This is a genomic window from Peribacillus sp. TE19612, assembly GCF_056279465.1.
In genome coordinates this window covers 17,338-43,358 of the sequence record NZ_JBWCCL010000014.1, presented here as the reverse complement: position 1 = coordinate 43,358, position 26,021 = coordinate 17,338, and the positions used below count along the sequence as shown (strand labels likewise).

General features: G+C 42.9%; 22 protein-coding genes. 17 read left to right on the top strand and 5 right to left on the bottom strand.

Annotated features, from left to right (window positions below; all coding sequences use genetic code 11):
* Positions 1-108: 108 nt before the first annotated feature.
* The 6 genes from ACZ9AO_RS21650 to ACZ9AO_RS21625 all read left to right on the top strand — a co-directional run bounded on the left by ACZ9AO_RS21650 (position 109) and on the right by ACZ9AO_RS21625 (position 8,585).
* The gene (locus ACZ9AO_RS21650) at positions 109-2,058 is read left to right on the top strand and encodes a putative thiazole-containing bacteriocin maturation protein (RefSeq protein ID WP_476110359.1); all 1,950 of its coding nucleotides are present in this window, start codon (positions 109-111) and stop codon (positions 2,056-2,058) included.
* Positions 2,048-3,991 (top strand): TOMM precursor leader peptide-binding protein, encoded by a 1,944-nt coding sequence (locus tag ACZ9AO_RS21645; RefSeq protein WP_251542367.1) that lies wholly within the window; start codon positions 2,048-2,050, stop codon positions 3,989-3,991. Before ACZ9AO_RS21650 ends, ACZ9AO_RS21645 begins: the two co-directional genes overlap by 11 nt.
* Positions 3,992-4,014: 23 nt before the next feature.
* Entirely contained in the window at positions 4,015-5,583 is a 1,569-nt protein-coding gene (locus tag ACZ9AO_RS21640) for a SagB family peptide dehydrogenase (protein ID WP_476110356.1), read from the top strand.
* A gap of 169 nt (positions 5,584-5,752) precedes the next feature.
* Positions 5,753-7,183: a MocR-like pyridoxine biosynthesis transcription factor PdxR gene (gene pdxR, locus ACZ9AO_RS21635; RefSeq protein WP_476110354.1), complete on the top strand. Its 1,431-nt coding sequence runs from the start codon at positions 5,753-5,755 to the stop codon at positions 7,181-7,183.
* Positions 7,184-7,693: 510 nt separating this feature from the next.
* A complete protein-coding gene (locus ACZ9AO_RS21630) occupies positions 7,694-7,888 on the top strand; it encodes a hypothetical protein (RefSeq protein WP_048687505.1) in 195 nt (64 codons plus the stop codon).
* 247 nt (positions 7,889-8,135) lie between these two features.
* Positions 8,136-8,585, top strand: a complete 450-nt coding sequence (locus ACZ9AO_RS21625; RefSeq protein ID WP_476110352.1) for a YfmQ family protein — start codon at positions 8,136-8,138, stop codon at positions 8,583-8,585.
* Between the two features lie 119 nt (positions 8,586-8,704).
* On the opposite strand, the gene ACZ9AO_RS21620 is transcribed toward ACZ9AO_RS21625, so the two are convergent.
* From ACZ9AO_RS21620 to ACZ9AO_RS21610, 3 genes are all read right to left on the bottom strand, one after another.
* A complete protein-coding gene (locus tag ACZ9AO_RS21620; protein ID WP_053537367.1) occupies positions 8,705-9,547 on the bottom strand; it encodes a MurR/RpiR family transcriptional regulator in 843 nt (280 codons plus the stop codon).
* A gap of 149 nt (positions 9,548-9,696) precedes the next feature.
* Complete coding sequence (locus ACZ9AO_RS21615) at positions 9,697-10,389, bottom strand: N-acetylmannosamine-6-phosphate 2-epimerase (protein ID WP_134784475.1); 693 nt, start codon at positions 10,387-10,389, stop codon at positions 9,697-9,699.
* Positions 10,390-10,420: 31 nt separating this feature from the next.
* Entirely contained in the window at positions 10,421-11,956 is a 1,536-nt protein-coding gene (locus tag ACZ9AO_RS21610) for a maltose/glucose-specific PTS transporter subunit IIC (protein ID WP_476110349.1), read from the bottom strand.
* Positions 11,957-12,316: 360 nt separating this feature from the next.
* Here ACZ9AO_RS21610 and ACZ9AO_RS21605 point away from each other — a divergent pair, with 360 nt between their 5' ends.
* From ACZ9AO_RS21605 to ACZ9AO_RS21565, 9 genes are all read left to right on the top strand, one after another.
* Positions 12,317-12,667 (top strand): DUF2294 domain-containing protein, encoded by a 351-nt coding sequence (locus ACZ9AO_RS21605; protein WP_095679093.1) that lies wholly within the window; start codon positions 12,317-12,319, stop codon positions 12,665-12,667.
* Between the two features lie 192 nt (positions 12,668-12,859).
* Positions 12,860-13,897, top strand: a complete 1,038-nt coding sequence (locus ACZ9AO_RS21600; RefSeq protein WP_252267669.1) for an ABC transporter substrate-binding protein — start codon at positions 12,860-12,862, stop codon at positions 13,895-13,897.
* Positions 13,898-13,916: 19 nt separating this feature from the next.
* A complete protein-coding gene (locus ACZ9AO_RS21595; RefSeq protein WP_289322710.1) occupies positions 13,917-14,846 on the top strand; it encodes a nucleoside hydrolase in 930 nt (309 codons plus the stop codon).
* A 24-nt stretch (positions 14,847-14,870) separates the two neighbouring features.
* Entirely contained in the window at positions 14,871-15,695 is an 825-nt protein-coding gene (locus ACZ9AO_RS21590; RefSeq protein ID WP_476110346.1) for an ABC transporter permease, read from the top strand.
* Between the two features lie 6 nt (positions 15,696-15,701).
* Positions 15,702-16,490: an ABC transporter permease gene (locus tag ACZ9AO_RS21585; protein WP_053536295.1), complete on the top strand. Its 789-nt coding sequence runs from the start codon at positions 15,702-15,704 to the stop codon at positions 16,488-16,490.
* Positions 16,491-16,505: 15 nt separating this feature from the next.
* Complete coding sequence (locus ACZ9AO_RS21580; protein WP_063575186.1) at positions 16,506-17,570, top strand: ABC transporter ATP-binding protein; 1,065 nt, start codon at positions 16,506-16,508, stop codon at positions 17,568-17,570.
* A 16-nt stretch (positions 17,571-17,586) separates the two neighbouring features.
* Complete coding sequence (locus tag ACZ9AO_RS21575; RefSeq protein WP_476110343.1) at positions 17,587-19,305, top strand: adenine deaminase C-terminal domain-containing protein; 1,719 nt, start codon at positions 17,587-17,589, stop codon at positions 19,303-19,305.
* A 187-nt stretch (positions 19,306-19,492) separates the two neighbouring features.
* Complete coding sequence (locus ACZ9AO_RS21570; protein WP_153246156.1) at positions 19,493-19,645, top strand: hypothetical protein; 153 nt, start codon at positions 19,493-19,495, stop codon at positions 19,643-19,645.
* 654 nt (positions 19,646-20,299) lie between these two features.
* Positions 20,300-22,204: an endonuclease MutS2 gene (locus tag ACZ9AO_RS21565; RefSeq protein WP_476110341.1), complete on the top strand. Its 1,905-nt coding sequence runs from the start codon at positions 20,300-20,302 to the stop codon at positions 22,202-22,204.
* Positions 22,205-23,179: 975 nt separating this feature from the next.
* Here ACZ9AO_RS21565 and ACZ9AO_RS21560 read toward each other — a convergent pair.
* Together ACZ9AO_RS21560 and ACZ9AO_RS21555 are read right to left on the bottom strand one after the other, a co-directional pair.
* Positions 23,180-23,323: a YrzO family protein gene (locus ACZ9AO_RS21560; protein ID WP_476110339.1), complete on the bottom strand. Its 144-nt coding sequence runs from the start codon at positions 23,321-23,323 to the stop codon at positions 23,180-23,182.
* Positions 23,324-23,333: 10 nt separating this feature from the next.
* A complete protein-coding gene (locus tag ACZ9AO_RS21555) occupies positions 23,334-24,317 on the bottom strand; it encodes a DMT family transporter (protein WP_340877538.1) in 984 nt (327 codons plus the stop codon).
* A gap of 134 nt (positions 24,318-24,451) precedes the next feature.
* On the opposite strand from ACZ9AO_RS21555, the gene ACZ9AO_RS21550 reads away from it, so the two are divergent.
* Both ACZ9AO_RS21550 and ACZ9AO_RS21545 read left to right on the top strand, forming a co-directional pair.
* Complete coding sequence (locus ACZ9AO_RS21550) at positions 24,452-25,348, top strand: LysR family transcriptional regulator (protein ID WP_063594747.1); 897 nt, start codon at positions 24,452-24,454, stop codon at positions 25,346-25,348.
* 426 nt (positions 25,349-25,774) lie between these two features.
* Complete coding sequence (locus ACZ9AO_RS21545) at positions 25,775-25,951, top strand: hypothetical protein (protein ID WP_214786801.1); 177 nt, start codon at positions 25,775-25,777, stop codon at positions 25,949-25,951.
* The last annotated feature ends 70 nt before the right edge of the window (positions 25,952-26,021 follow it).

Below are 26,021 nucleotides of genomic sequence, written 5' to 3'. Positions count from 1 at the left end.
TAGGGACTTTTCTTTATGGCATTAGACATAAGAGACAAATTGTCGTACATAGGATGATAGTGAAGTGATGAAGCAGAACTTAGAATGCTTCGGGTTAGGAGGAGCGGAATGGTGAATTTGACCCCTTCTATGCGTTTGAAAGTGAAAAGGGATACGTTTTTTCTTCCGGAACCAAACAGAGGAGTGTATTTCAGGAATAACATAAGTTCGTTCCGTATGGAGGGCAGCTCGATCGTCCAGTGGATTGAAAAGTTATTGCCGATGTTCAACGGGAACCATACATTAAGCGAGTTGACGGATGGATTGCCTGACCCATACCGGAACAGGGTGATGGAAATTGCCGAGGTTCTGTACGGTAATGGGTTTGTTCGGGATGTAAGTCAGGACAGTCCCCATCAATTAAGGAATCAAGTTCTTGAAAGGTATGCTTCGCAAATCGAGTTCCTGGAAAGCTGCGGCGATTCTGGGGCTTACCGTTTTGAAACTTATCGAAAGCAAAAGGCGTTGGCTATAGGCTCTGGCCCCTTGTTCCTTTCATTGGTGTCCTCGCTGATTGAATCCGGATTGCCCACATTCCATATCTTCATTACGGACACGATACCGACCAATAGAAAAAGGTTGAATGAGATCGTGGCACATGCGCGTAAGACGGACGACGAGGTTGCCATAGAGGAGGTCGTGCTTGAAAAGGGAGCAGGGATTGAATGGCAGGAGATCGTACGGCCTTTTGACTCGATCTTATATGTATCACAGGAGGGTGATATAGAGGAATTAAGAGAACTTCATTCGGTTTGCAGGCAAGGGGAAAAGATCCTGTTTCCTGCGTTGATCATCAATCAAGTAGGCATGGCTGGTCCGTTTGTCCATCCGGATTCAAAGGGATGCTGGGAGTCAGCGTGGCATCGTTTACATCAAGCTGAGCTGGAAAAGAATCAGGAACCATCTTCCATTTCCGCCACAGCCGGAGCGATGTTAGCCAATATAATGGTATTCGAATGGTTTAAAGAGGCTGCAGGCGTTACGACAGCAGAACAAGCCAATCAATTTTATCTGTTGGATATGGATACATTGGAGGGAAAATGGCATCCGTTCATTCCCCACCTGGGGGTGACGGGAAAAGGGACTGCTGCATGGATTGAAGATTTTGAACGGCGGCTCGAACAAAAAGCGGACCCGGGTGATCCGGGGAAGGTGTTTATGTACTTCAGCCGTTTGACTTCCTCGGAATCCGGAATCTTTCATAGATGGGATGAGGGGGATTTAAAACAGCTGCCGCTGGCTCAATGCCGCGTTCAGGTTGTTGATCCGCTATCGTCCGGTCCGGCCGGACTCCTGCCCGAAATCATCCGTTCAGATCTGACGCATGAGGAAGCGAGGAGGGAAACCGGTCTTGCAGGAGTTGAAGCATATGCATCCCGAACACTTAGCCAGCTCGTGGCGACTCTTCCGAAACTTCAGGGAGCAGACGAAATAAAGGAATCGATCGGTGTCGGAGCAGGGGAAACATTTGCTGAATGTGTTTGCCGTGGACTGCAAAGCAGTTTGGATACAGAGTTTTTAAATAAGCGATTCAACCAGGAGAAACTTGTGACGGTGCAGTTGTCTCAAGTGGAAGATGAGCGCTGCAGGTATTATTTACAAGCGCTGACCCGGCTGCAGGGAGATCCGATCATCGCGTTGGGTGAGGAAGTGTCCGGTTTCCCGGTAGTTTGGGCAGGAACGAGCGATGGCTGGTCCGGGGCTGTCGGTTTGAATGTAACGATCGCATTACGGAACGCGTTGCAAAAGGCTGTCATGAAAGTCCAAAACCAGACCGTTTGCCTCACAGCTCCTGGTTTAGTGGCATCGCCTGTTCTTGAGGAAGAAAAGGTGAATCTTGTGATTCCTTCATGCGGGGTGAAAGGGAATTCCGAACTAGTACAGTCCGCCATTCAAGTCTTGAAGAAGAACAGTAAGCGAATCTGTGTTTTCGAATTAAATCTGGAACCTCTATTGAAGGAAGGAATGGCAGGAGTGTTCGGGGTGTTTTGCGAGAGGAGGAATCAGGGTGAAAACTGACGTATTGGTTGTCGGGGTAGGAGTGTTGGCCGACCATGTTCATGGGGACCTGTCCGGCCAATATCAGGTGAATCGCCAAACCGATTTCGAGGCAGGAATCCCGCAAACCACGGCGATGGTCCTTCTGCTGCAAGATGCTTGGAATCCCGCTGTCCATGTAAAGGCAGAAGAAGTGATAGGGCAAGCGGGAATTCCATGGCTGCGGGGGTTCGTATCATTTGGAGAGGGAGTGGTAGGGCCGTTGGTGCGCCCGGGTGTTCCTGGCTGCTCACAGTGTGCGGACCAAAGGTACCTCATGGCCGGGCGTGATCGAAAAGAAATGTGGGGAATCCGCCAGCAGCTGGAGGAAAATGGGGGGATGGAGCGTGATCCGGTGGCATCCCGTACTGGCCTTTTACAGATGGCCCACTTGATTTGTGCAGAGGTGAGGAAGGTGATGAAAGGAGAGCGCGCCCGTTCGGAGGGGCATGTATCTTTAATCAGCCTGAAAACGCTGAATGGTTCGTGGCACTCCTTTTTACCAGATCCATTGTGTCCGGTTTGCTCAACATTACCTGATGACTCGAAGGAGCGTGCTAGGATTTCGTTGCAGCCAAGTCCGAAAATCAATCCCGACAGTTACCGAACCCGTTCAATGGATGAGCTGAATGAAGTGCTGGCCAAGGATTACTTGGACCACCGCACAGGATTCCTGAATAATAAAATGATAGACCTTGTGCCGCCATTTGCCGATGTAAGTGTTAATTTGCCTTTGTTCATAGGAGATGAGGGGGCGGCTGGCCGGACTCTCTCATATGCGGTCAGTGAGATGACGGCCATATTGGAGGGATTGGAAAGGTATTGCGGAATGGAGCCCCGCGGTAAACGGACAGTCATACATGACAGCTACAACAACCTGAAAGATTCTGCGCTCGATCCCACCAGGATCGGGGTGCACTCGAAGGAAAATTACGCACAGCATGATTTCCCGTTTCAACCATTTAATCCTGACCGCTCGATAGATTGGGTATGGGGCCACTCATTCTTGCAAGAGAGGCCGATCTTGGTCCCGGAGTTGCTTTCCTATTACAGCTTGGGCTGCGGTCATGGATTTGTCTATGAAACTTCCAATGGCTGTGCTTTAGGGGGAAGTTTGGAGGAGGCCATTTTCTACGGCATCATGGAAGTGGTCGAACGTGATTCGTTCCTGCTGACCTGGTATGCGCAGCTGCCGCTCACACGCCTTGACCCTTATTCTGCAAATGACAAAGAACTTGAGCTGATGATTGACAGGGCGAGGGCGGCAGCGGGATATGATATCCATTTGTTTAATGCGACAATGGAACATGGTATACCGAGCGTATGGGCGCTGGCGAAAAACAGGAAACAAAAAGGATTGAATATCATCTGTGCGGCAGGGGCCCATCTCGACCCGGTCCGGGCTGTGAAAAGCGCAGTCTTCGAGTTGGCCGGCATGATGCTGACACTTGACGATAAATTGGAAGAGAACCGGGATGAGGTTGAGAAAATGCTGCAGGATTCCTCACTGGTACGGAAAATGGATGATCATGGCATGCTGTACGGTTTACCCCAAGCTGAAGAGCGACTGCAGTTTCTGCTGGATGATGACCGCCCGATGCGAACTTTCGCTGAAGAATACGGGGAAAAGGCGAACCATCCGGACTTGACGGAGGATTTGCAGGAAATCCTTCAGGCGTTTCGCCGATTGCAACTCGAGGTGATTGTGGTGGATCAGACGACACCGGAAATTGCACGGAATGGATTACATTGCGTGAAAGTCCTGATCCCGGGGATGCTGCCGATGACATTCGGCCATCATCTTACCCGCATAACGGGCCTTGAGAGAATACTGAGGGTTCCGATGGAACTTGGATATGCTGAACGGCCGCTTGATTTCGAACAGCTCAATCCGCATCCGCATCCTTTTCCATAAGCGGTGACGTAGGAGGTTGGAGGATGAGTCTAGAGGCATTTTTGCACAATTTACATTTTGATATTGAAAAGGCAAGTCCGCCAAATTGGGAAGTGGATTGGGATGATGCACCGTTAACGTATAAGCTTTACCGTGACTTGCCTGTTTATCCACTATCACTGGAGGTGCCGCTGACGCTCGAGGGGGAGAGCGGGCCTTCAAAGCAGGACCTCGAAGGAATCGGTCATTTCCTCTGGTATGCCTATGGCCTGACCCAAGTCAGTCAGGTACCGAGATCCTCGGAATCTGAGGACCTCATGCAGTCATTCCGGCGTTTTCCGCCATCAGGGGGAGCTTTGTATCCAAGCGAATTATACGTATATTTGAAGATCGAGGGATTACCTGCTGGCGTATACCATTATGATGCGGCACACCACCGGCTGGTTTTGCTGCGGGAAGGGAATTTCGATTCATATGTAACAAAGGCTCTTGGTGGAACCATTGATATGTCCTCTTGCTTTGGCACGGTTTTCGTATCGACGATGTTTTGGAAAAACTTCTATAAATATAATAACTTTTCATACCGTCTGCAAGGTCTTGATGCAGGCGTGCTTCTTGGACAGTTGCTCGAAGTGGCGAAACGCTTTGGAATCGCTGCCGGGGTGTGCTTCCAATTCCTTGATCGGGCCATCAATCATCTGCTCGGGCTTTCGGAGGAGGAAGAGAGCACGTATGCGGCGATCCCCTTATCATCAGAGCCTTCTTGGAGATTTAGGGAAGAAAGGAGTATGGATCGACCTGTCACTTCGACGGAATTATTGCTGGAATTGAAGGGAATTCAGCCTGAACACTATGTTCGGTCGCAAAGGATCAGGGAATTTCCGATGCTGACTAAAATGAATGAAGCATCCATGATCGAATCCACCCAAACATTCCGGCGGATCCATCCAAAGAATGGGACGGAATCAGAAGGGAAAATTGTAGCCCTTCCTATCGTGAAGCGGTTGTCCTATGACTTGGCATCAGTTTGCCGGAAGCGATTTTCACCTGAAATGGACTTTATACTCGGGAAAGTCAGTCAATCGCAACTCGCCGCTCTCCTGCAGGAGGCAACCGCTTCGTTCTCCTATCAAAATGACTTGGATGGAACATACGGAAACAAAGGAAATCGCGTTTCCCTCTATGCTTGTTTATATAATGTGGAAGACATACAAGATGGTGCCTACCATTATGACAGCATGACACATTCATTACGGCAGATACACCCAGGAGATCACCGGCTCCTATTGCAATACGGAATGTCCCTCGATATCATGAATTTTCAGCAAGTGCCGATCTGCATACATGTAGTTGGTGAGCGGGACCATTCCAAAACGCAACTTGGATATAGAGGATACCGCATCCAGCAAATGGAGGCGGGGATGCTCGTTCAGAAATTACTGCTGGCGTCGTCAGCCCTTGGAATGAATGGGCACCCGCTGCTCGGCTTTGATGTGAATATGTGTGATGAACTTTATAAGATAGACGGTCCGCAAAGGAAAACGAGCCTGATTCAAATCCCGATCGGACACTATCTGAATCGCCCTTGGCTGAAGGGGAGTCTGCATAGTTGAAGAAGATGAAACGAAAACCTCCATTTGATTTAAGGAATGGAGGCTTTCGTTTTTATATTGTAGTATGGCAGAGTGCAATAATCTCTGCTGAAGATTATACTGAATGAATAAGTAGATAAAGTTATTAATGCAGTACGCTGTTAACTAAACATTTTAAAGGATGTAGCTTATGGAATGGAAAATGGACAGAAAATCCAAGAAGCCTTTATATAAACAAATAGCCGCTTACATCGAGAGTGGCATTGCTGATGGAACCTTCCTAGTGGATAAGCCGTTACCGTCTGAACGCTTCCTGGCAAGTGAACTGGGAGTTAACAGAAGCACAGTTGTTGCGGCTTATGATGAATTGGAAGCAAATGGGCTGGTAGAACGAAAAAAAGGAAGCGGAACGATGATCAGCAAGGATATCTGGGGAATTACCCGAAAACGTATCCCTAGCTGGAATAGATATATTGAAGCGGGTTCTTTTTTGCCCAATATGCCAGTAACCCAAAAAATACGTAAAGAGACGGAAGGGCATAACCTTATTAACTTAGCTAGCGGGGAGCTTTCAGAAGACTTATTCCCAGTCCAATCCTTACGTGAAATCATTTCCAATAGGTCCTTCATTGGTAGCTTAGGTTATGATCACCCTCAAGGCAATGCGAATTTAAGGGAAACGATAGCCAATCATGTTAAACAGTATAGGAGAATTGACACGGATCCATCTTCTATACTCATTACTTCTGGTGCACAGCAAGCCCTGCATCTGGTGGTCCAATGCTTGTTAAAGCCAGGGGATGCCGTTGTATTGGAAGATCCATCATATAGTTACAACCTTCCCATCTTTCAATCCGCGGGACTAAGAACCTTTCCTTTGCCGGTTGATAAAGATGGCATCAACCCAGAGGATTTACTGGAACTACATAAAAAACATCGGATCAGGATGATTTTTTTGAACCCTATATTTCAAAACCCTACAGGAACTGTCCTTCATATCAACCGCCGTAAAAGGATTCTTGAGCTTTCATCCGAATATGGAATACCGGTCATAGAAGACGATCCTTATAGTTTAACTTCCTTTGCCGGGGAAGAAATTTCCACTCTTAAATCGATGGACAACAACGGAAATGTTTTATACATAAGCTCTTTGTCAAAAATTGTTGCTTCCGGTTTAAGAATTGGATGGATCATTGGACCGAAATCAGTCATAGATAGACTATCGGATGCTAAGCAGCAGGTTGACTTCGGTCATGGCTCATTCACTCAATGGATAGCGAATGATTTTTTGGATTCAGAGTATTTTCCTGCCCATCTTGCCGGCTTAAGGGGGCAACTGGAAAAAAGAAGGGATGCAATGGTTTCGAGTCTTCAACAATTCCTGCCAAAAAAAGTTGATTATTATTCGCCAAATGGCGGAATTCATTTGTGGTGTAAGCTGAAAGTGCCATTGAACCAAATAAAGTTACTGGAGGAATCCATCAAAAGAGGAGTCATATATGTTCCGGGTTCAACTCTAGGTACAAATAAGGAATACGTACGCTTTACATTTGGAAGGGAAAATGAGGATTCCATTCACGAAGGCATCAAAAGGTTTGCAGAGGCGGTAAAAAGTTTATAATCATATGATTCCAGACTGTAGACAAACTTGATGAAAACTCAGTTTGCCTGCAGCTTTTTTTTATTAAAAAGTGTTGATTTCAGAAATCCGCTCCCTTTCCGCCGACTGTCTGCCAAGCCTCATCAAAGCGAGTGCCTGAAGTGGAAATCAACATCTAAAAGTTGTAACCATACCCGAGGAGTTGAGGATACAAGTTAGGCATGAGTTCCTGCAATCCGCGGTATCTTAGCGATTTCTTCAGTGGCGCTTTGCGCTTTTCTATGGATATTAACGAGAGAATTCAACAAGTGGATGGTGGAAATTTTACTTGATTGGATGGTCCTAAAAATGGTTGTTCTTTTATTATAGAGGGGAAGGGTTTTACTAATATATTTACTCAGTAAACACAAAGAGCGATCTACCTGTAATTTTGCGATCTCTTTATGTAGTTACACTGCGAAATACGATGAGAATCGGAAGGATTTTAAATGGTTCAAGGAAATAGATAATAATATTAGGAGGCGTTGATTCATGACGGTAAGTGTAATAGCAGTAGTGGCCATTAGTATAGTTGCCCTGGTTGGCACCCTTTCATTAACTGGGAAGAGTGATAGTGATTATTCTGCAGCAACGAGAGGGAATTTGTTGAACCTTAGTTATATTTATATCGGTCTCGCCCTAGTATTAACTGTAGGCATCATCTACTTCGTAATAAAATCAGCCTAAGATACCGTGAATGATTATTATAATAGTCTATCAAAATGAATGGAAATATTGCCTTGATTCATAAGACATACTCTATTTGTATAAAAATGTGAATTCGTTCACAAATGTGGCAAAAATTTGAACGAAAAGAATCTGATCGATACCTTGAAACAATCACCTTTGTAAGCTGAGTGAACAATCCTTTCGACATAATTATGGATGAAAAATATATAGATGAATCATTAAATAATAGCGGAGATGATCAAATATGACATGGCCTGTATTGATTTTGACAATTATCTTAAGTTTGCTTAAATTATTAGTTACCTGTCTTCCAACCGATGCCGTGAATTGGATTATGAGTAAATTTAAAATACATTCTGAAATTAGTGACGCGGATGCAATCGTGACCTTTGATGGAAAGCGTTTGGAAGGTGAAGGTAAAATTCAAGTGCTTAATTATTTTAACGAAGCTAAGTTTTTGAAAAAAAATCATATATTTCCCGGGAACGAGAAATTGTTTTTACATCCAGAGAACAGCGGGACTCCCATTATAATTGATGTAAAAAGAGGAAAAAACGATGTTAGGTTATATGTGTACATGTACAACGACCATGTGGACGTAGTCAAACAGTACAAGAATAAAGTAGTTGCGTATAGTCTTCTTTCCGAGAGCCTTCAAGAACGTTCCATGCCAGTAATAAGGAATTTAGTTTAAAAGGAATAAAAGTGAACTGCACCCCAATTGGAGATGCAGTTTTTTTATGAAGAATAACGAAAAGAACTATCGCTCAGGTTCAGCTAAACAAGCAAACTGATAACTTTCAGTGCCAAAAGTCAGTCGGTCTCGGTTAATACCTTTAAAGTCTTTTCCCTGATGCTTATCCGGTTTTTATAATCTTTAGCTACCAACTCTGTATATAATAAATCAAAAAGCAATAGGAGCGGAAGCAATGGAGAAATGTTTTGTCCCATATGCATGCTGTTTTTGCTTGTGACCAATAGTGTTAGATCGCCAAGCTGGGAGAGCTCGGAATTCTTATCTCCAGTAAAGACCAAGATGCATGCGCCTTGCTTCTTTGCGATTTTAACTGCAGAAATCACTTCTTTCGTCGTTCCGGAAATGGAAATGCCGATGACAACACTATTCTCGTTACTTAAAGCTGCATCCATCATGGACTGATGGGGGTCTGTAATGGCTTCGACAGTTAAGCCGATACGAAAGAACTTGGACTTGAACTCCTGGGCCGCTATACCAGAACTCCCTATTCCATATACATGAATCTTATTTGCCTTTGTAAGGAAAGAGACAGCTTTTTGGATATTGTCATATGTCGTTATATGAAAGGTATTATCAATGATACCTAAGTGATCTTGATACAGTTTAGCGAAATAATCCACCTGCTTGATGTTCTTCATGTTTTTCGGCGTATTTCGGAGATCCACGAACCTTTTTAACTCATGCCTGAACTCATTAAACCCAGAAAAGGCTAATTTCTGGCAGAAACGCGTAATGGTTGCAGGTGAAATATGAAGCTTTTTAGCTATTTGACTGATCGTTAACTGACTTACTTCTTCAGGGCGCTGCAGAATATAATGGGCCAATTCTTCCTCTGTTTTGGTGAACTTGTCCATGCTGCATTCTATGCCATATATGAGGTTTTCTGCTAGGTATTCCATTTGATCACCCGTTTCGGATTTCTTATCTGTATTTATAGTTTAATGTATCCAGTAGGGACGTCAATAACCGGAGGAACGGAAACAGGAATATGAAAAAGAAAAGACCCAAACTGTTGCCAGTCTGGGTCTTTTCATTACTATGCCATTTTCTATTCTTGGATAGCGTCCACGAATCTTTTGGTGATTTGCTGCGGCCTGGTAATAGCACCGCCCACCACTACTGCATGGACGTTCATATCCAATACAGAGCGGGCGATTTCTGGTGTGATGACATTTCCTTCAGCGATCACTTTCGCTTTGTTCACTGCTTTTACTATTTCTTTGAGCACAGCATAGTCATCCTGATATATTTTCTCGCCGAGAGTTTCGTTCGTATAGCCGTATAAAGTGGGCGCCACAATATCGAATCCTAAATCGTCAGCGTATTTGGCTTCCTCAATGGTGGATACATCCGCCATTAGCAGGACATCCGGATATTTTGCCCTTATTTCATCATAAAACTGCTTTAACGTTTTACCGTCCGGCCTTACCCGGGCTGTAGCATCCGTCGCAATGATTTCCGCTTTGGTTTCCATCAATGCATCAATTTCGGCCATGGTGGGAGTGATATAGACATCGTTTTGTCCATACACCTGTTTAATGATCCCTATGACTGGAAGGTCCACATTTTTCTTGATTTCCATTATGTCAGCTACAGAGTTTGCGCGAATGCACTTCGCACCGCCTTCTTTGGCAGCAATGGCCATGCGTCCCATAATAAAAGAGCTGTGCAGCGGCTCATTCTCCAATGCTTGACATGATACAATTAAGCCTTTGTGAATTTTATCCAGCACCTGTTGCATGTTTAACACGTCCTTATCGTTGTCTATATTCTCAATGACCCAAGTATTCTTCCACTTCATTTTTGATGATCGTCACTTGGGGACCGTAAACTATTTGAATGCCGTTTCCTTTTTTTACGACACCTTTTGAACCGGTTTGTTTAATGACGTCTTCTTTCACCAATGATTCATCCTTTACCGTGACACGGAGACGGGTTGCACAGCAATCGACGATCTCGATATTTTCCTGTCCGCCCAATCCGTTAACGATGGTCTGGGTTCTCTCTGATGCCGTTACTTGTGTAACAGCGGCCTGTTCATCATCTTCACGGCCAACCACTTTCAAATTCTTCTTCCTGATCAAGAATTTAAAAGTGAAGTAGTATAGGAAAAACCACGGAATTCCGACGAAAAGTACATAAATCCAGTTTGTTTTACTGATGCCCTGGAGTATCCCGAATAAAGTAAAATCAATAAATCCTCCAGAAAAGGTTTGACCGATCGTTATATTGAATATATCTGCCATCATGAAGGCAAGTCCGTCAAACAAGGCATGAAAAACATAAAGGATCGGTGCGACAAATAAGAAACTGAATTCAAGCGGTTCGGTGATGCCTGTTAAGAAAGAGGTCAAGGCAGCTGAAAGAAGCAAACCGGCCACGACTTTCTTATTTTTAGGTTTAGCACAATGGTATATGGCCAATGCCGCGCCAGGAAGACCGAACATCATCGTGATGAACCGTCCCGACATGAACCGGGAAACACCCTCATAATACTTGACGGTAGTTGGGTCGGCCAATTGTGCAAAGAAGATGTTCTGGGTCCCGCTGACAAGCTGCCCTTTAATCTCCATCGTTCCGCCTAATGCTGTTTGCCAGAAGGGAAGGTAGAAAATATGGTGCAGCCCTAACGGCCCGAGCATCCGTAATATGAATCCGTAAAAGAAAGTCCCGATCGTACCTGTGCTCGTTACCAGCGCACCTAATTGGTTTATGAAAAGTTGGAAATAAGGCCATACGATAAAAAGCACGGCTCCAACCAAGATGGACGCGAAGGAAACGATGATGGGAATGAAACGGGAACCCCCGAAAAACCCTAACACTTGCGGAAGCTGAATTTTATTATATTTATTGTGCAAAAGTGCGGCAACGATCCCTACTACGATACCGCCGAACACACCGGTCTCCAGTGTTTGGATCCCGACCGCCATTCCTTGTCCGGCACCTGCCAAATTGTCTTTGGCAAGTTCCCCGGTTATTTGAAGCAGTGCATTTATTGAACTGTTCATGACGAAATAGCCAATCATGGCAGCCAGTGCAGCGGTACCTTTATCCGAACGTGCCAATCCTACTGCAACACCTACGGCAAAAATAACCGGCAAGTTGCCGAATACGATGCTTCCTGCAGAACTCATGATCGTGAAAATGGCCTGTAGCCAAGCAAAGTCTAAAAATGGATAAGCCTCAACTGTATTTGGATTGGAAAGAGCACCGCCAATTCCCAGCAATAAACCGGCCGCTGGCAAAACGGCAATCGGGAGCATAAAGGATTTACCGAACTGCTGCGCTTTCTCGAAAGCTTTCTTCATAATGATTCCTCCCTCGTTTAACGAGCCTTTGATACTCTTTATTTTTTATCGCTCTATACTAGCTATATTAAATCCCTTTGAGAGCGTTTTCAATGCGGTGAAAGGTTATATCAACTGTTTTCAATCTTGTGCTTATTTCTCTGAAAAAGTTTTCATTAATAGAAGGTGCTGGATGGGATAAAAAGTTATATGAATATATTGAAATCTTTATTGCTTATTTTTATAATTCGTGTATTGGTGAGTAAACGTACTATTTAATAAGAAAAAACATTTTTTTTATCCAAAATCCGAATATTATCTTGTGCAATCAAGAAAAAGTATATATAATTACCTCAAACGATAGTTTGGCAGGTGATAGTCATCTTACCGATAAACGCTAACGAAACGAAGAAATTGCTTTCTCATATGTATAATGAGGTATCGAAGGAATTGTTCGGCTTTGGTACGACGCTGCTGAAGGTTACTGTTGAGCAGAATGTGATTACATTTCAAGCCAAACATCGACGTGCCCCGCGCTCTGAAGCTTTAGAAGGGGAAGTTCCCAGCCTGAAGCAGGAGGTTGACTTTCATATGTCCCTGCTTTATAAAAAGAAACTGAAACAAAAGCTGGAAACGCAAACGAATTGGGATATTGAAGCTGTCCTGAGGGATTATGACTCAGCGACGCAGCTGGCATTCACCAATATAGTATTGAAGGAAAAAATTATATAATCATATAAGTGGATTTCCCTTCGGATTTATCTGGAGGGAACGCCGCTAGAGAACCAAATGATAAGTTTTATCTTTGTTTACAAAGAAAAGACAATCTTGGGTAGAATTTCAATTCTATTTAAGATTGTCTTTTTTTACATGTAAATCAGTAAAAAGGAAATTTTAAACAATATGAACTTGGAGGTTTGAATGATGAAAAAAATATTGATGATGTTATCACTGTTCACATTAGTTTTAGCTGCATGTTCTTCAAAGGACAATGGAAAGGAAAAACCAGCGAAATTAGTCGTTTCCACTTGGGGATTCGCCGATGATTTCTTCCGTCCTGAAGTCTATGAGCCATTTGAAAAGAAGCATAATGTCGAGATTGTCGTTGATTCAGGAAATAATGCAGATCGATTGAACAAAGTGCGCCAAGCGAATAGCGATGTGGATGTTATCTATTTATCCGACTACTATGCACAGCAGGGCATCGATGAAGGGTTATTTGAGAAAGTTGACCATAGCAAAATTCCGAATATTGATAATATCTACGACAAAGCAAAAGCGCCGAATGGTGCTGAGTATGGACCAGCCTATACCATTGCACAATTTGGGATTGCCTATAATCCCGATGAATTGAGTAAACCGATCACCTCTTGGAAAGATCTTTGGAGCAAGGATATGGCAGGGAAGATCACGATCCCATCTATCACTTCGACAACTGGACCGATGTTTTTGGATGCCGCTTCAAAAGTTAGCGGAAGTGAAGAGTTCAATGAAGATAAAGCCTTCGATCAAATGAAAAAGATCATGCCGAATGCGGTTAAGGAATATGGGCAAACATCAGAGTTCGTCAACATGTTCTCGCAAGGGGAAATCGCTGCAGGCCCGATCATGGAAATGTATTTTGGCGATTTACAGGAAGCCGTTCCTAATGCTAAGTTCATTTCCCCTCAAGAAGGCGGCTACGCAGTGATGAATACGGTGAATATTGTTAAAGCCAGCGATCAAAAAGAATTGGCAGGCGAATTCATGAATTACATCTTAAGCAAGGAAGTTCAGGAAAAATCAGCGAAAGCGAAAGTGGATTCTCCTGTCAATACGGAAGTCAAACTCTCTGAAACGGAAGCGAAAGGCTTAACCTATGGAGATGACGTCATTGACAGCTTGCGTGTATTGGACATGAAGTTTGTTAATGAAAACTCGAAACAATGGATCGATCGTTGGAATCGTGAGCTTACACACTAAGAAAGAAACGAGGTGCTTGATGAAGAAAAAAATGATTCTTGATGTGGATACTGGAATAGATGATGCGATCGGGATCATTCTTGCTGTTAAAAGCCGTCAATTCGACATATTGGCGGTCACAACAGTGAACGGGAATGTATCACTTGATACGGCCACATTGAATACATGCAAAATATTGGATTTATTGAATGAACAGGACATTTCAGTCATAAAGGGGGCAGACAGCCCAATTATCAGGAGCCCCTTTTTTGAACACCGGATCCATGGCGAAGACGGGATTGGCGGAGCCTTGAAGGATGTGCCAGTCAAAAAGCAGCCTGATGATGGATTTGCTTCTGATTTTATCATCAATTCCATTTTGAATTTTCCTGGTGAAGTGACGCTTGTCATGACGGGACCTCTTACGAATTTGGCATTGGCGGTGAAAAAATGTCCGCAAATCACCAAGCTCGTTAAAGAAGTCATTTTCATGGGCGGAGTGATCAAAGGGGTTGGCAATGTCACGCCGACCTCTGAATATAACACGTATGTCGATCCTGAAGCAGCCAAAATCGTATTACAGGCGGGATTCGCATCCATCACGCAAGTTGGTCTTGATGTCACGAGAAAAGTTCTATTGGGTGAAGAGCATATCCAATTGATTCAAAACCATGAACTTGCTGACTATATAAGGCAAAGTACATCAGATTATCGGAAAAGGTATTTTGAACGTAACGGTATATGGGCATGTGCGATGCATGATCCATTAGCTGTAGCCATTGCTTTGCAAGAAGATCTTGTCACCAGAGAAGAATATTATGTGGATGTTGAAACAAAAAGCGAGCTTTGTGACGGACAGATGGTTTGCGACTTTCAAAATAGGCTGATGAAGCAGCCGAATGCGCAAGTTTGCCTGGACGTCGATGCGGAAGCGTTTTTCGACCTGTTCATTCGCATAATCAATTCATAAATAATACGAACAGGGGGTTCCGAGGTGAAGAAACGCTATCTATACCTGTTGCTGTTACCAGGCGTTCTATTTTTAACGATTTTCATGATCATTCCGATCCTAATGACGATTGGCACGACCTTTTTTCATGAAGGCGGCGGTTTTTCCGTACAAGGATATCTTGATTTTTTCCAAGACCGATACTTTATTGAAATTCTGCTGACGACACTTAGGGTGAGTCTGTTCACGACAATCATTTGCATTATATTGGGATTTCCAGCAGCTTATTATATTTCAAAACTGAAACAACGAAAAAAAGCCATCATGCTTTTGCTGACGATCTTCCCGCTATTAACAAGCCCTGTTGTCCGCTCATTCAGCTGGATGGTGATCATCGGTAAAAACGGTGTGGTGAATAAATTGCTGATGGGCATGGGCTTGATTGAGAAGCCGCTTGATATATTGTACACGCCCACTGCCATCATCATCGGATTGGTCCATTTATTCCTGCCATTGATCATCGTGACGCTGGTGGGTGTGATGGAGAACATCGAGACGGACTTATTAAAAGCGGCGGAAAGCCTTGGAGCATCAAGATTGGCCGTATTCTCAAAAGTGATCATTCCGCTTTCGGTTCCAGGTTTGGTCATTGGCAGCATCCTTGTTTTCGTAGGGAGCTTCACGGCATATACAACGCCTGCTTTATTAGGCGGGAAACAGCGGGTCATTTCGACCTTTCTTTATCAAAATGCGATTACATTGAACGAATGGCAAGTGGCATCGATAGTCGCTACGATAATGATTGCCGTGACCGTTCTGATCATATCAATCATGAATGGTTTGGCAAAAAAATTAAATCCAAAGGGGTAGAGGTGTATGCAGGAAAAAAATCGAGGATTGGCCCTGTTTACACTCCTGGTGTTCCTTTTTTTACTAGGGCCTTTGCTTATCATATCCGTTACGTCATTTGAAGGCGGAAATATTTTGAAGTTCCCGCCAGAAGAGTTTTCTTTCAGATGGTACGAAAATATTTTTAATGTGGACATGTTTTTGGTCGCTTTTAAAACGTCCATCCTTGTTTCACTGGGTGGCAACCTTTTGGCACTGTTACTGGGAGTGCCGGCTGCCTATGCATTAAGCCGGTTTGATTTCAAAGGGAAAAGCGTGATAAATGCCTTTTTCGTTTCGCCAATATTAATACCGGGAATTGTGCTGGGCTTTGCATTTTTACGTTACATTGTGGGGACTTATCAGCTTCCGATATATGCGGCCCTATTTGTGGGACATACTGTTATCATGCTGCCTTTCATCATCCGTGTGATTTCTTCAAGCTTATCAAACTTTGACTTTTCCATTGAAGAAGCGGCCGAGAGTCTCGGAGCGAGTAAATTGGGCACATTCTTTACAGTCGTCCTCCCGAATATAAAATCAGGAATTCTGGCGGCAGTCATGATCGCCTTCTTGGAATCCTTCAATAATGTAGACATTTCAGTTTATATGACAGGCCCTGGGGTAAGTACGTTTCCGATTCAGATGCTGACGTATGTGGAGAACTACTTCGATCCCACCATTTCGGCCATTTCCGTATTGCTCATGTTCATAACCGCTTTCTTCATGTTTATAGTGGAACGGCTCATGGGATTGTCTTATTTCACAAAACGATAAAGGAGGTAATGATGGGTGGCTTTATTCACTTTACAAGATATATCTGTAGCATATAACAAACAGAATATATTAAAGGATTTCAATCTTGAGATTGAAAAAGGGAAACTGGTATCCCTTCTTGGCCCGAGCGGCTGTGGGAAAACGACGACCCTCCGTTTAATTGCCGGGTTTTTACAGGCGAATGAAGGGAAGTTTTTATTCAAGGAAAAGGACTATACGAAAGTGCCCGTCAACAAGCGGAACTTTGGCTTTGTGTTCCAAAACTATGCATTATTTCCGCATTTGTCGATATTCGATAATATTGCATTCGGTCTCCGTCTGAGAAAGAATGCTAAAAGTGAAATCGAAAAAAAAGTAATGAATGTGCTCGAGATCGTTAATTTGAAAGGTTTTGAAAAACGATATCCCCAAGAGCTTTCAGGAGGGCAAAAGCAGCGGGTAGCGATTGCCAGGGCGCTGGTGATTGAACCGGACATCCTCTTATTTGACGAGCCATTGAGTAATCTTGATGCCAACTTACGGGTGAATATGAGAGTCGAGATTCGTCGTATCCAACAAGAGCTGGGGATTACAACGGTATATGTTTCCCATGACCAGGAAGAATGCTTTTCGATATCCGACCAGGTGGCGATCATGAACAAAGGGATCATCGAACAGCTTAGTGACCCTGCGACCATTTACAAATATCCTGAAACCAAATTTGTCGCGGACTTCATCGGCTTCAAGAACTTCATTGACTTCGATAAGCGGACAGATCATGACGGTAAAATCGAACTGAACAAATCTGGATACTCATTTGTGCTGCACAAGGATCCGCAGATGAGCAATTCAACGGGAAAAATAGGCGCCATCAGGCCGGACGATCTGTTGATCAGGGAAAAAGATAACACGGGAGCTGTTCAGGAAAATAGTTTACCTGGCCGAGTCAAGGTAAGTACGTATCTTGGAAGAAGTTATCAATATGTCGTTGAAACTCCAATAGGGGATTTCACTGTGAACAAGGAAATGGCGGAATCCTATCGGACGGGTCAGGAAATCATCCTTGAAATTCCGAGAAACCAGATGGTGCTTGTTGACTAGCTTAGGAGGGTAAGTTATGCGAATGGATATGCTTGTAAGGGATATCAACGTGTTTAACAGCTATTTTAAAAGATTCATTAAAGGGAATGCAGCCATCAAGGATGGAAAGTTCTATTATATTGGAGAACGTGAATTGGATGCCTTCGAGCCGGATACAATCGTCGATGGACAGGGGAAGTATATGGTTCCAGGTCTGATCGATATCCATCTCCACATTGAAAGTACGATGGTGACGCCTGCGACTTTTTCCTACGGGTTAATCAAAAATGGCGTGACGACAATCGTGCCGGAACCGCATGAAATGGCCAATGTTTTCGGCATTTCCGGTGTGAAGGAAATGATCAAAGCAAGTCAAGATTGCGTAGCGGATATGTTTTATGCCATCCCGAGTTCCGTCCCAGCCACATCGATGGAAACAACAGGCGGTTCGATCGAAATAGATGATATAGACGAATTGATGCAAACGGAGGACATTATATGTCTCGGCGAGATCATGAATTACTATGAGGTCATAACCGACCCGGATTGCAAAACGAATAAGATCTTGTCCCATATCCGTTCCCGTTATCCAGATCTGATCATAGAGGGGCACGTTCCAAAGCTGCTCGACTTGGACTTGCAAAAGATTATTAATGCCGGAGTGAATTCAGATCATACACACCAGACCGTGGAAGGGATGGATGCGAGGATCGCATCCGGGATGTTCATTGAGATTCAAGAGAAATCAATGACTGAAGAAGTGATAGATTACTTGAAGGAAAATCAGGTGGATGAACATTTCTGCTTTGTCACCGATGATGTCATGACCGACTCTTTCCAAAACAGAGGACATCTGAACGTCCTTTTGAAGAAAGCCATCCAAATGGGGATGACTTCGGAAAAAGCCATTTATGCATGCACCTATACACCTGCACAGCGGATGCGGATGTATGACCGCGGCGCCATTGCACCTGGAAAAACAGCAGATTTCCTGCTGCTATCGGATTTGGAAACATTTGAAATTGAACAAGTATACAAAAAAGGTGAACTAGTTTATGAATCTTCACGCCCATATGTCCAAGAAGTGAAGGAAGAACAATTTCCTGAGCATTTCTATCAAAGTGTGAAGCTTGCGGAACTTACCGAAAACGATTTTAACATCACGATCCCGGATAGTCTTGAAAGCAGCAAGTGCCGGATCATAAACGTGCAGAACGGTTCTACTTTCACATCTGAAACCCATGATCGTATCGAAGGGAAGGATGGTCAATTAAGCTGGGAAGAAAGCCCTTATGGTTTAATCGCCACATTCGAACGATACGGGAAAAACGGTAATCGGGCGCACGGGTTGATCACCGGCGATGTATTGAAGCGTGGAGCTGTCGCCACAACCTATTCGCATGATAACCATAATCTTCTGGTGATTGGCCATAATAAGCAGGATATGATGATTGCCGCTAACGAAGTGATAAGGAAGCAAGGCGGTGTCTGCTGCGTCCACGATGGCAAGGTCCTATCGATGATTCCCCTGCCGGTTGGAGGAATTCTTTCCGAAGAGCCGATGGACATCGTATCAAAGCAGGTTCAGCACCTGACAGATGCACTTAAATCGTTAGGCTACGAACATTATAATGTCATCATGTCATTAAGCACCTTATCGCTTCCTGTCAGCCCGGCTCTGAAAATAACCGACCATGGATTGATCAACGTGAACGAAGGGAAAACAGTCCCTCTCATGATGAGTGATGAAGCTTAAACCGAAAAGAGGATTATCCAATGGATAATCCCCTTTATTAATGCATCAAATGTTAGCTGGATTTGTTTATTTTCATATAATTACCATTAGGGTAAATATATGATAAAATAGAGGAACAACTGAGGATAGAGTGGTAGGTCACGCTTTGCTTTTCCATCTAATGATAGATTGGAAAGGAGGTGACCGCTTGATTCATTTCTTATTGAACTTGATAACAGATATGGGTAAAGAGATATTTGTTGCAGTAGCAACCAGTCTTATCCTGTCTATGTTCGCCAAGAAACGGAAAAAGAACCACTCATCCTCCCAAGATGGCAATGGTTCTTCTTCTGACGATTAATTAAGTTAGTTGTGACCAACCACTCTTGCTAGTTGTCAGCCTCATGTTAGCGCATGAGGCTGTTTTTAGTTTATGTCAATATAAGGATAACATACCCCGATTTTAAAGTAAATATTCAGACAATGAATTGGGGGTTACCATGGGCTTCGCTGCATTTTTTTCTTGAATCTTTTAATAAAACTTTGGAAAACGGCAAAAAATGAATTGACTATTTCTTACTGATATGGTATGTTAATTCCAATCTAAGAAAAGGTGTGGTGTTTTATGTCGGGAGTAGGTATCAACTAATTTAGTTGAATAAGGTATTTAATCACTGTTATGTCAGTGGATTACGTATGCCTTTTTTTACAGTGCAATTCTGCATTGTGGATACCTACCTTAAGACTGCTTCCTTTTCCATAAATCGTGTAACATGCAGGTGTTACGGCGAAAAGCATGGTGGGATTTGTCCTATCATGTTTTTTTGTGTACGCAGGTCTATTCGAGCTGCCCTATTTGTTATCGATTTTAGGTACTTATCCATGGATAAGGCCGATGCCCGCAGGAGCTTTCTACTCAAATGGCTTGTTCATTTGTAAAGGTAGGGGGGACCATTGCGGGCATTTTTTGGATTCGGGAATTTTAATCACTCACTCATTCAAGGAGGATCATTAGATGAATACAATGACTTATGAAAAATTACAATATATCCAACTCAAGGAAATGGTCAAAAACCATTGCGTAAGCGGTTTAGGAAAAGCGTTATTGGATCAGCTTAAGCCGAGCAGCACCTTGAAGGTCGTTAAAAATCGTTTGAACGAGACCACCGAGGCAAGGAACTTACTGAATGCGGAAAGCCATATTCCCTTAAAGGGCATTTCACATATTGGCCTCCATATCGACAAACTGGAAAAAGGAATGATTTTGGAGCCGTCAGAGTTAGTGGCGATAGCAGACTTCTTAAGAGGCTGCAGGAATATCAAGAAATTCATGACCGATAAAGAGTTCTTTGCACCGACACTGCATTCCTACGTCCGCTCCATGACTGAGTTCAGGAGCATCGAAGAGGAAATCCAATTCACGATAAAGGGCAATGCTGTCGTTTCCGAAGCAAGCAAGGACCTGAAACGGATCAGGAACCAAATCATCAAGACAGAGGGTAAAATAGAGGAACGGCTGAATAAGTTCTTGAAGAGCGGAGCCAATAAAGAGTTCATTCAGGAATTTTTCATCAGTAAAAAGGATGATCGCTACACCATCCCGATCAAAGCCTCCTATAAAAATCAAGTGGCCGGAACGATCGTGGAAGTATCCGCAAAAGGGGCTACCGTGTTCATTGAACCTGCCTCTGTTACGAAATTGAATATAGAATTGGCAAGTTTAAAAGCGGAAGAATCGATGGAAGAGTATCAGCTTTTGGCCACATTATCCGGAACGGTTTTCGAACAGCTGAAACCGATCAAGATAAACATCGAGCTGATCAGTCAATATGACATGATCTTCGCAAAAGCCAAGTTCAGTAAAAGCATGGATGCCATCGAACCGAAAATCAATGATCACGGTTATATTAAATTAACGGGCTGTAAACATCCACTATTGCCGCAAAACAGCGTACCTTTGGATTTTGAAATCGGTAAGGACTATCGCAGCTTGATTATTACAGGCCCTAATGCCGGGGGTAAAACTGTCGTCCTGAAAACGATCGGCATCCTTACATTGGCTGTCATGTCAGGACTGCATGTTGCCGGGAAAGAGGGGACGGAGCTTGCCGTCTTTGACCAGGTATTCGTCGATATCGGCGATAATCAAAGCATGGAAAATGCACTGAGCACGTTTTCATCGCATATGAAAAACATCTCGGAAATCATGGGGGCAATAACCAATAACTCCTTGCTGCTGTTCGATGAAATTGGGAGCGGAACGGAACCGAATGAAGGAGCCGCATTGGCGATTAGCATCCTTGAGGAATTTTATCAAAGAGGGTGCATAACCGTTGCGACGACCCATTATGGTGAAATCAAGCGCTATTCGGAAATACACAGTGATTTCATGAATGCGGCCATGCAATTCAACAGCGAAACACTTGAGCCAAAATACAAGCTGTTGATCGGACAATCCGGGGAAAGCAATGCCCTTTGGATAGCCCAAAAAATGAATGTCCGTGAAAAGGTTCTGCAAAAGGCAAAGCTCTATATCGAAAATAAAGACTACGACTTGGAGCGTGTCCAGGAAAGTAAAATCAAAAAAGCAAAGCCAGCGGCCGTTCCTAAAGAATCATCTTATGAATATGAAGTCGGCGATAAAGTGAAGGTAAGCGAACTGAATGGATACGCGATCGTTTATAAGAAAAAGGACTCCTTCAATAATGTCGTCGTACTTTTCGAAGATACCTTCAAGGAAGTTCATGCCAATAAGCTCGAGCTTGAAATAAAGGCCGTCGATTTATATCCTGAAGGCTATGATCTCAATACTTTATTTGTCAGCTACAAGGAAAGGAAATTGAACCATGACTTAGAGCGGAGATCGAAAAAGGCGCTAAAGAACGTAGCAGCGGATATCCGGAAGAAGCTTGGTGAATAAACAGGGTTGGATTTTGAACGGAAAACCCAAATCCTGATGACTCATGAAATTGTAATAAAGCGGTTGTGAAAAATGACATCGGCAGGGTATGAGTTCTGTTTTAACAGGGCTCATACCCTTTAATTGTGCCTTGCTTTCTCGTGTGCAGAAAGAAGGATTAGGCTCTAGACTCAGATATAAAAGGTATTAAACAATCAAAATCAATTAGAGTTGAAAGATAAAATAAGAAAGGGATACATACATCATCTGAAAGGTTGTTAGTATCACCTAGATATTTAGCCTCTTACATCTTTTGAATGATCAAACATCTTTAAAATAAAAATTGAACTTAGAAAAAGTACTGGTATTCCTACAACAAAATAATAAATACCTTTGGGCATATACATAGCAAAGAAATATAAAAATAATACTACCCAGAGAAATAGGACAATATATTTGTTTAATTTTTTCATTTTTGATCAATCATCCTTTAAATTAATACCAGAATAAAAATCACATCCTTGTTTCCAAAATAAACGATTTTTTTAGTAGGTGGGTTCCAAAAATGATCAGGACAATTTCAGAAATGATACTGCCCTCCTTGTTTAGAGGGATTGATGTCGACATTACTTTTTCGTGTGGGTTGTAGGCTTGTTGATCAACCGTTAGGTGAGGTAAAAAAGTTTGCGGTTTTTTGTAGCAGCTTACGCGTTCTAATTGCTCGCGGCCGGCGACAAAGTGATTACGATCATCAAAATAAAAAAAAGCCTCTCTAAGAGACTTAATTTATTATTGGAATGGAAGGTACGAGACTCCTGCGGGAAAAGCGCGTCCAAGGGAGACCCGCAGGCGCAAAGGCGCCGAGGAGGCTCCCGGACCGCCCGCGGAAAGCTTAGTGCCTGGAGTGGAAATCAACTTTCAAGTTGTCTATGACTACAGTCTGAAGCCTCTCTAAATGACAGGCTTTTTTTTTTGCGTTGTATCGCCAAGTCCATTTTACTTAATTCTTTTACTTCTTTCATGATACAGATTGATCAATTCTGCATTTTGCTCATTCATCTTTTTCACATTCTTATTAATCGTTGCCAATTCCCAAAGTATAGCCAATCCAAAGATTAGCATAAGCGTTAATAAATCCATTGTTGCCCTCCTATTGATGTTGTGTACCTTTAATTAAATGATTCTCTTCACTTGGATTCATTTCCTTAACCCGGGAAGGCAAGTTCTTTCTTTGAAAATAATTGTTTTGAATCAAAGCATATATCACTAAAAAAGTTCCGAGTAATTCGTAGGATGATAGTGATCCTCCTTGGATGAAAACGATGGCCAACGTGGTGATTGGAACTAAATTGATAAATAGGATTCCATTGATCGGCGTTAAAAGTTTAATGCCTAAATTCCAGCTTAAAAGGGCTATGGCACCAGGGAAAATAATCATGAAAATCATCTCGCCATAAATGGATTGCATAACCTCTGCCGTAGGGACGGACAGGCCCATTGCCGTTGCGAGGAATGTTATGATGGCTGATACGGCTGTTCCTAAAATGCACGTTAAAGTCGAATAGCGGAGTGTTGACCATCCGTTAAATTGGTTGCCGCCCATCGTATAAATTACCCACCCTATAACCCCGATAAGAATGAAAAGGATAGGGATGATGCTATCTTTCAATAAAAATACGAATGATAAGCTGCCATTGGTAATGACAAGAATGGCCCCTATCAAGGCAAGGAACATGCTGGCGATTGTATACTTCATTGGTCTGGCACTTTTGAAAACCCACAGAATTAAAATTGAAATCATGGGCATTAATGATTCCATGATGGAAGCAACAATTACCCCGTTATGCCCCAGTAAATCTTGCCCTGCGAAAATGAGAAAGTTGTATACAGTGAACGCCATCGTCCCAAAAAACAATAATTTCTTTCCTTGCCCTTCCAGGCTAAAAGACTTCTTGCCCTCTTTCATTAAAAGCAATATCCCTAAAATGACGCTAACAGCTAAATATCGCAAAAAAGCGAAATAAAAAGGATCAATATACATTAAGGCCCTTTCTGCAACTGGAAACATCGCTCCCCAAGAAATGCTGGCAGTCAAACATAAAAGTGCACCGATTAAAACTTGATTTTTTTTCATAAAAGCTTCCCCTCAAAAATAATGATTGATTTAATTCCTATACACACCTTATGATAAAGTCATTATCATGTAAAATGACTTAAAATGAATATAATCATCATTATTAATGATAGTTGAAAAGGGGGGGCACTTTTATGGAAATGCGGGATTTGCAAATATTCCAGTGCGTCGCTAAATATGGCAGCGTCAGTAAGGCGGCCGTTGAGTTGAATTACGTCCAATCCAATGTAACGGCGAGGATTAAGCATTTAGAGCAGGAGTTACGGACGCCTTTATTCAATAGGCATAAACGTGGCATGTCTCTAACTGCGGAGGCCAGAAAAATGCTGGAGTATGTAAACAAAATTTTGCTTGATGTGGAAGAACTCAAGCAAGTATTCCTGGATAGTGAAACACCTACAGGGATATTGAATATCGGTACTGTTGAAACGGTCAGCGATCTTCCCAAGATTCTGGCCTCCTATCATAAACAGTATCCAAATGTCGATTTATCCATAAAGGCGGGGTTAACGGAAGACTTAATCAAAGATGTCATTGAACACAGGCTGGATGGCGCTTTTGTTACAGGACCGATCAAACATCCGCTCATTCAGCCATACGATGTATGTACAGAAAAACTTGTATTAGTTACAAGAAATGAAACATTTAACCTTGAAGAAATCATAACAGAACCATTTTTAGTATTCAGTCAGGGGTGTGGCTATCGCTCCAAACTGGAACAATGGCTGAGGGAAGAAGAAGTGATGCCCAAAAGGATCATGGAGTTCAATGTATTGGAAACGATCTTAACCAGCGTAACACTCGGCCTTGGCATTACCCTCGTACCACAATCGGCGGTGAATCACCTAACAGCCAATGAAAAAGTCCACGTGCATCCCATTCCGGAAGAATACCGCAATATCTCGACAGTCTTCATTCACCGTAAAGATGCTTATATGACAAACTCCATGAAAAGCTTTCTGCACACGATTGAAGCTCATCATGAAGACCGATTCAAGCAAAATCCAGAAACAGCTCCTGAGCTGATATGAAGGATGGGGGAGCAGCAAATCGCTTTGCATAGAATGATAGAGGATCGCTGAAACCGATTATTTTAGGCTGCGAAACTATTCATAAAAAGTAAAACATAAAAAATCATGGGGATACTGGGACAGCGATATAGCATAGTATGGCATTTATTATTGCTTCGGTTTCCTTATGCTTGTCGTTTATTAATCATGTTACTTCTAGAAAGTATTTAGCATTAACCATAGGTGAATCTAAAGATAACTTGGAAAAGCATTTGGGAATTATTTAGACAAACGATTTCGTTGGCTTTTTGTCTGTACGATCATTTCAATTTTCATACATTCAAATAACCTTCTATAACTAAACTGGTAGTTTAGTTATAGAAAAATTGTATTACTTTTCATTAATTAGGAAAAAATATAAATAATAACAAGAAGGAGGGAACAGAGATGGAAGTAAATATGAGTGTTGAAGAAGTCGTGAATCAAATTTCTGAATTAGTAGAAAAAGAAGGGAAGCCACCTCGAAAGAAAGAGGTAAAGAAGTCAGATCCGGAGTTAATGAAGAATGCATTGTATTATTTTCCTAATTGGGATACTGCAGTAGAACATAGCATTGGATCTTAACCATAAACGATACATAAACAGTTAGCTTTGAAGGCCGCCAATTGGCGGCCTTTTGACGTGCGATTCTTTA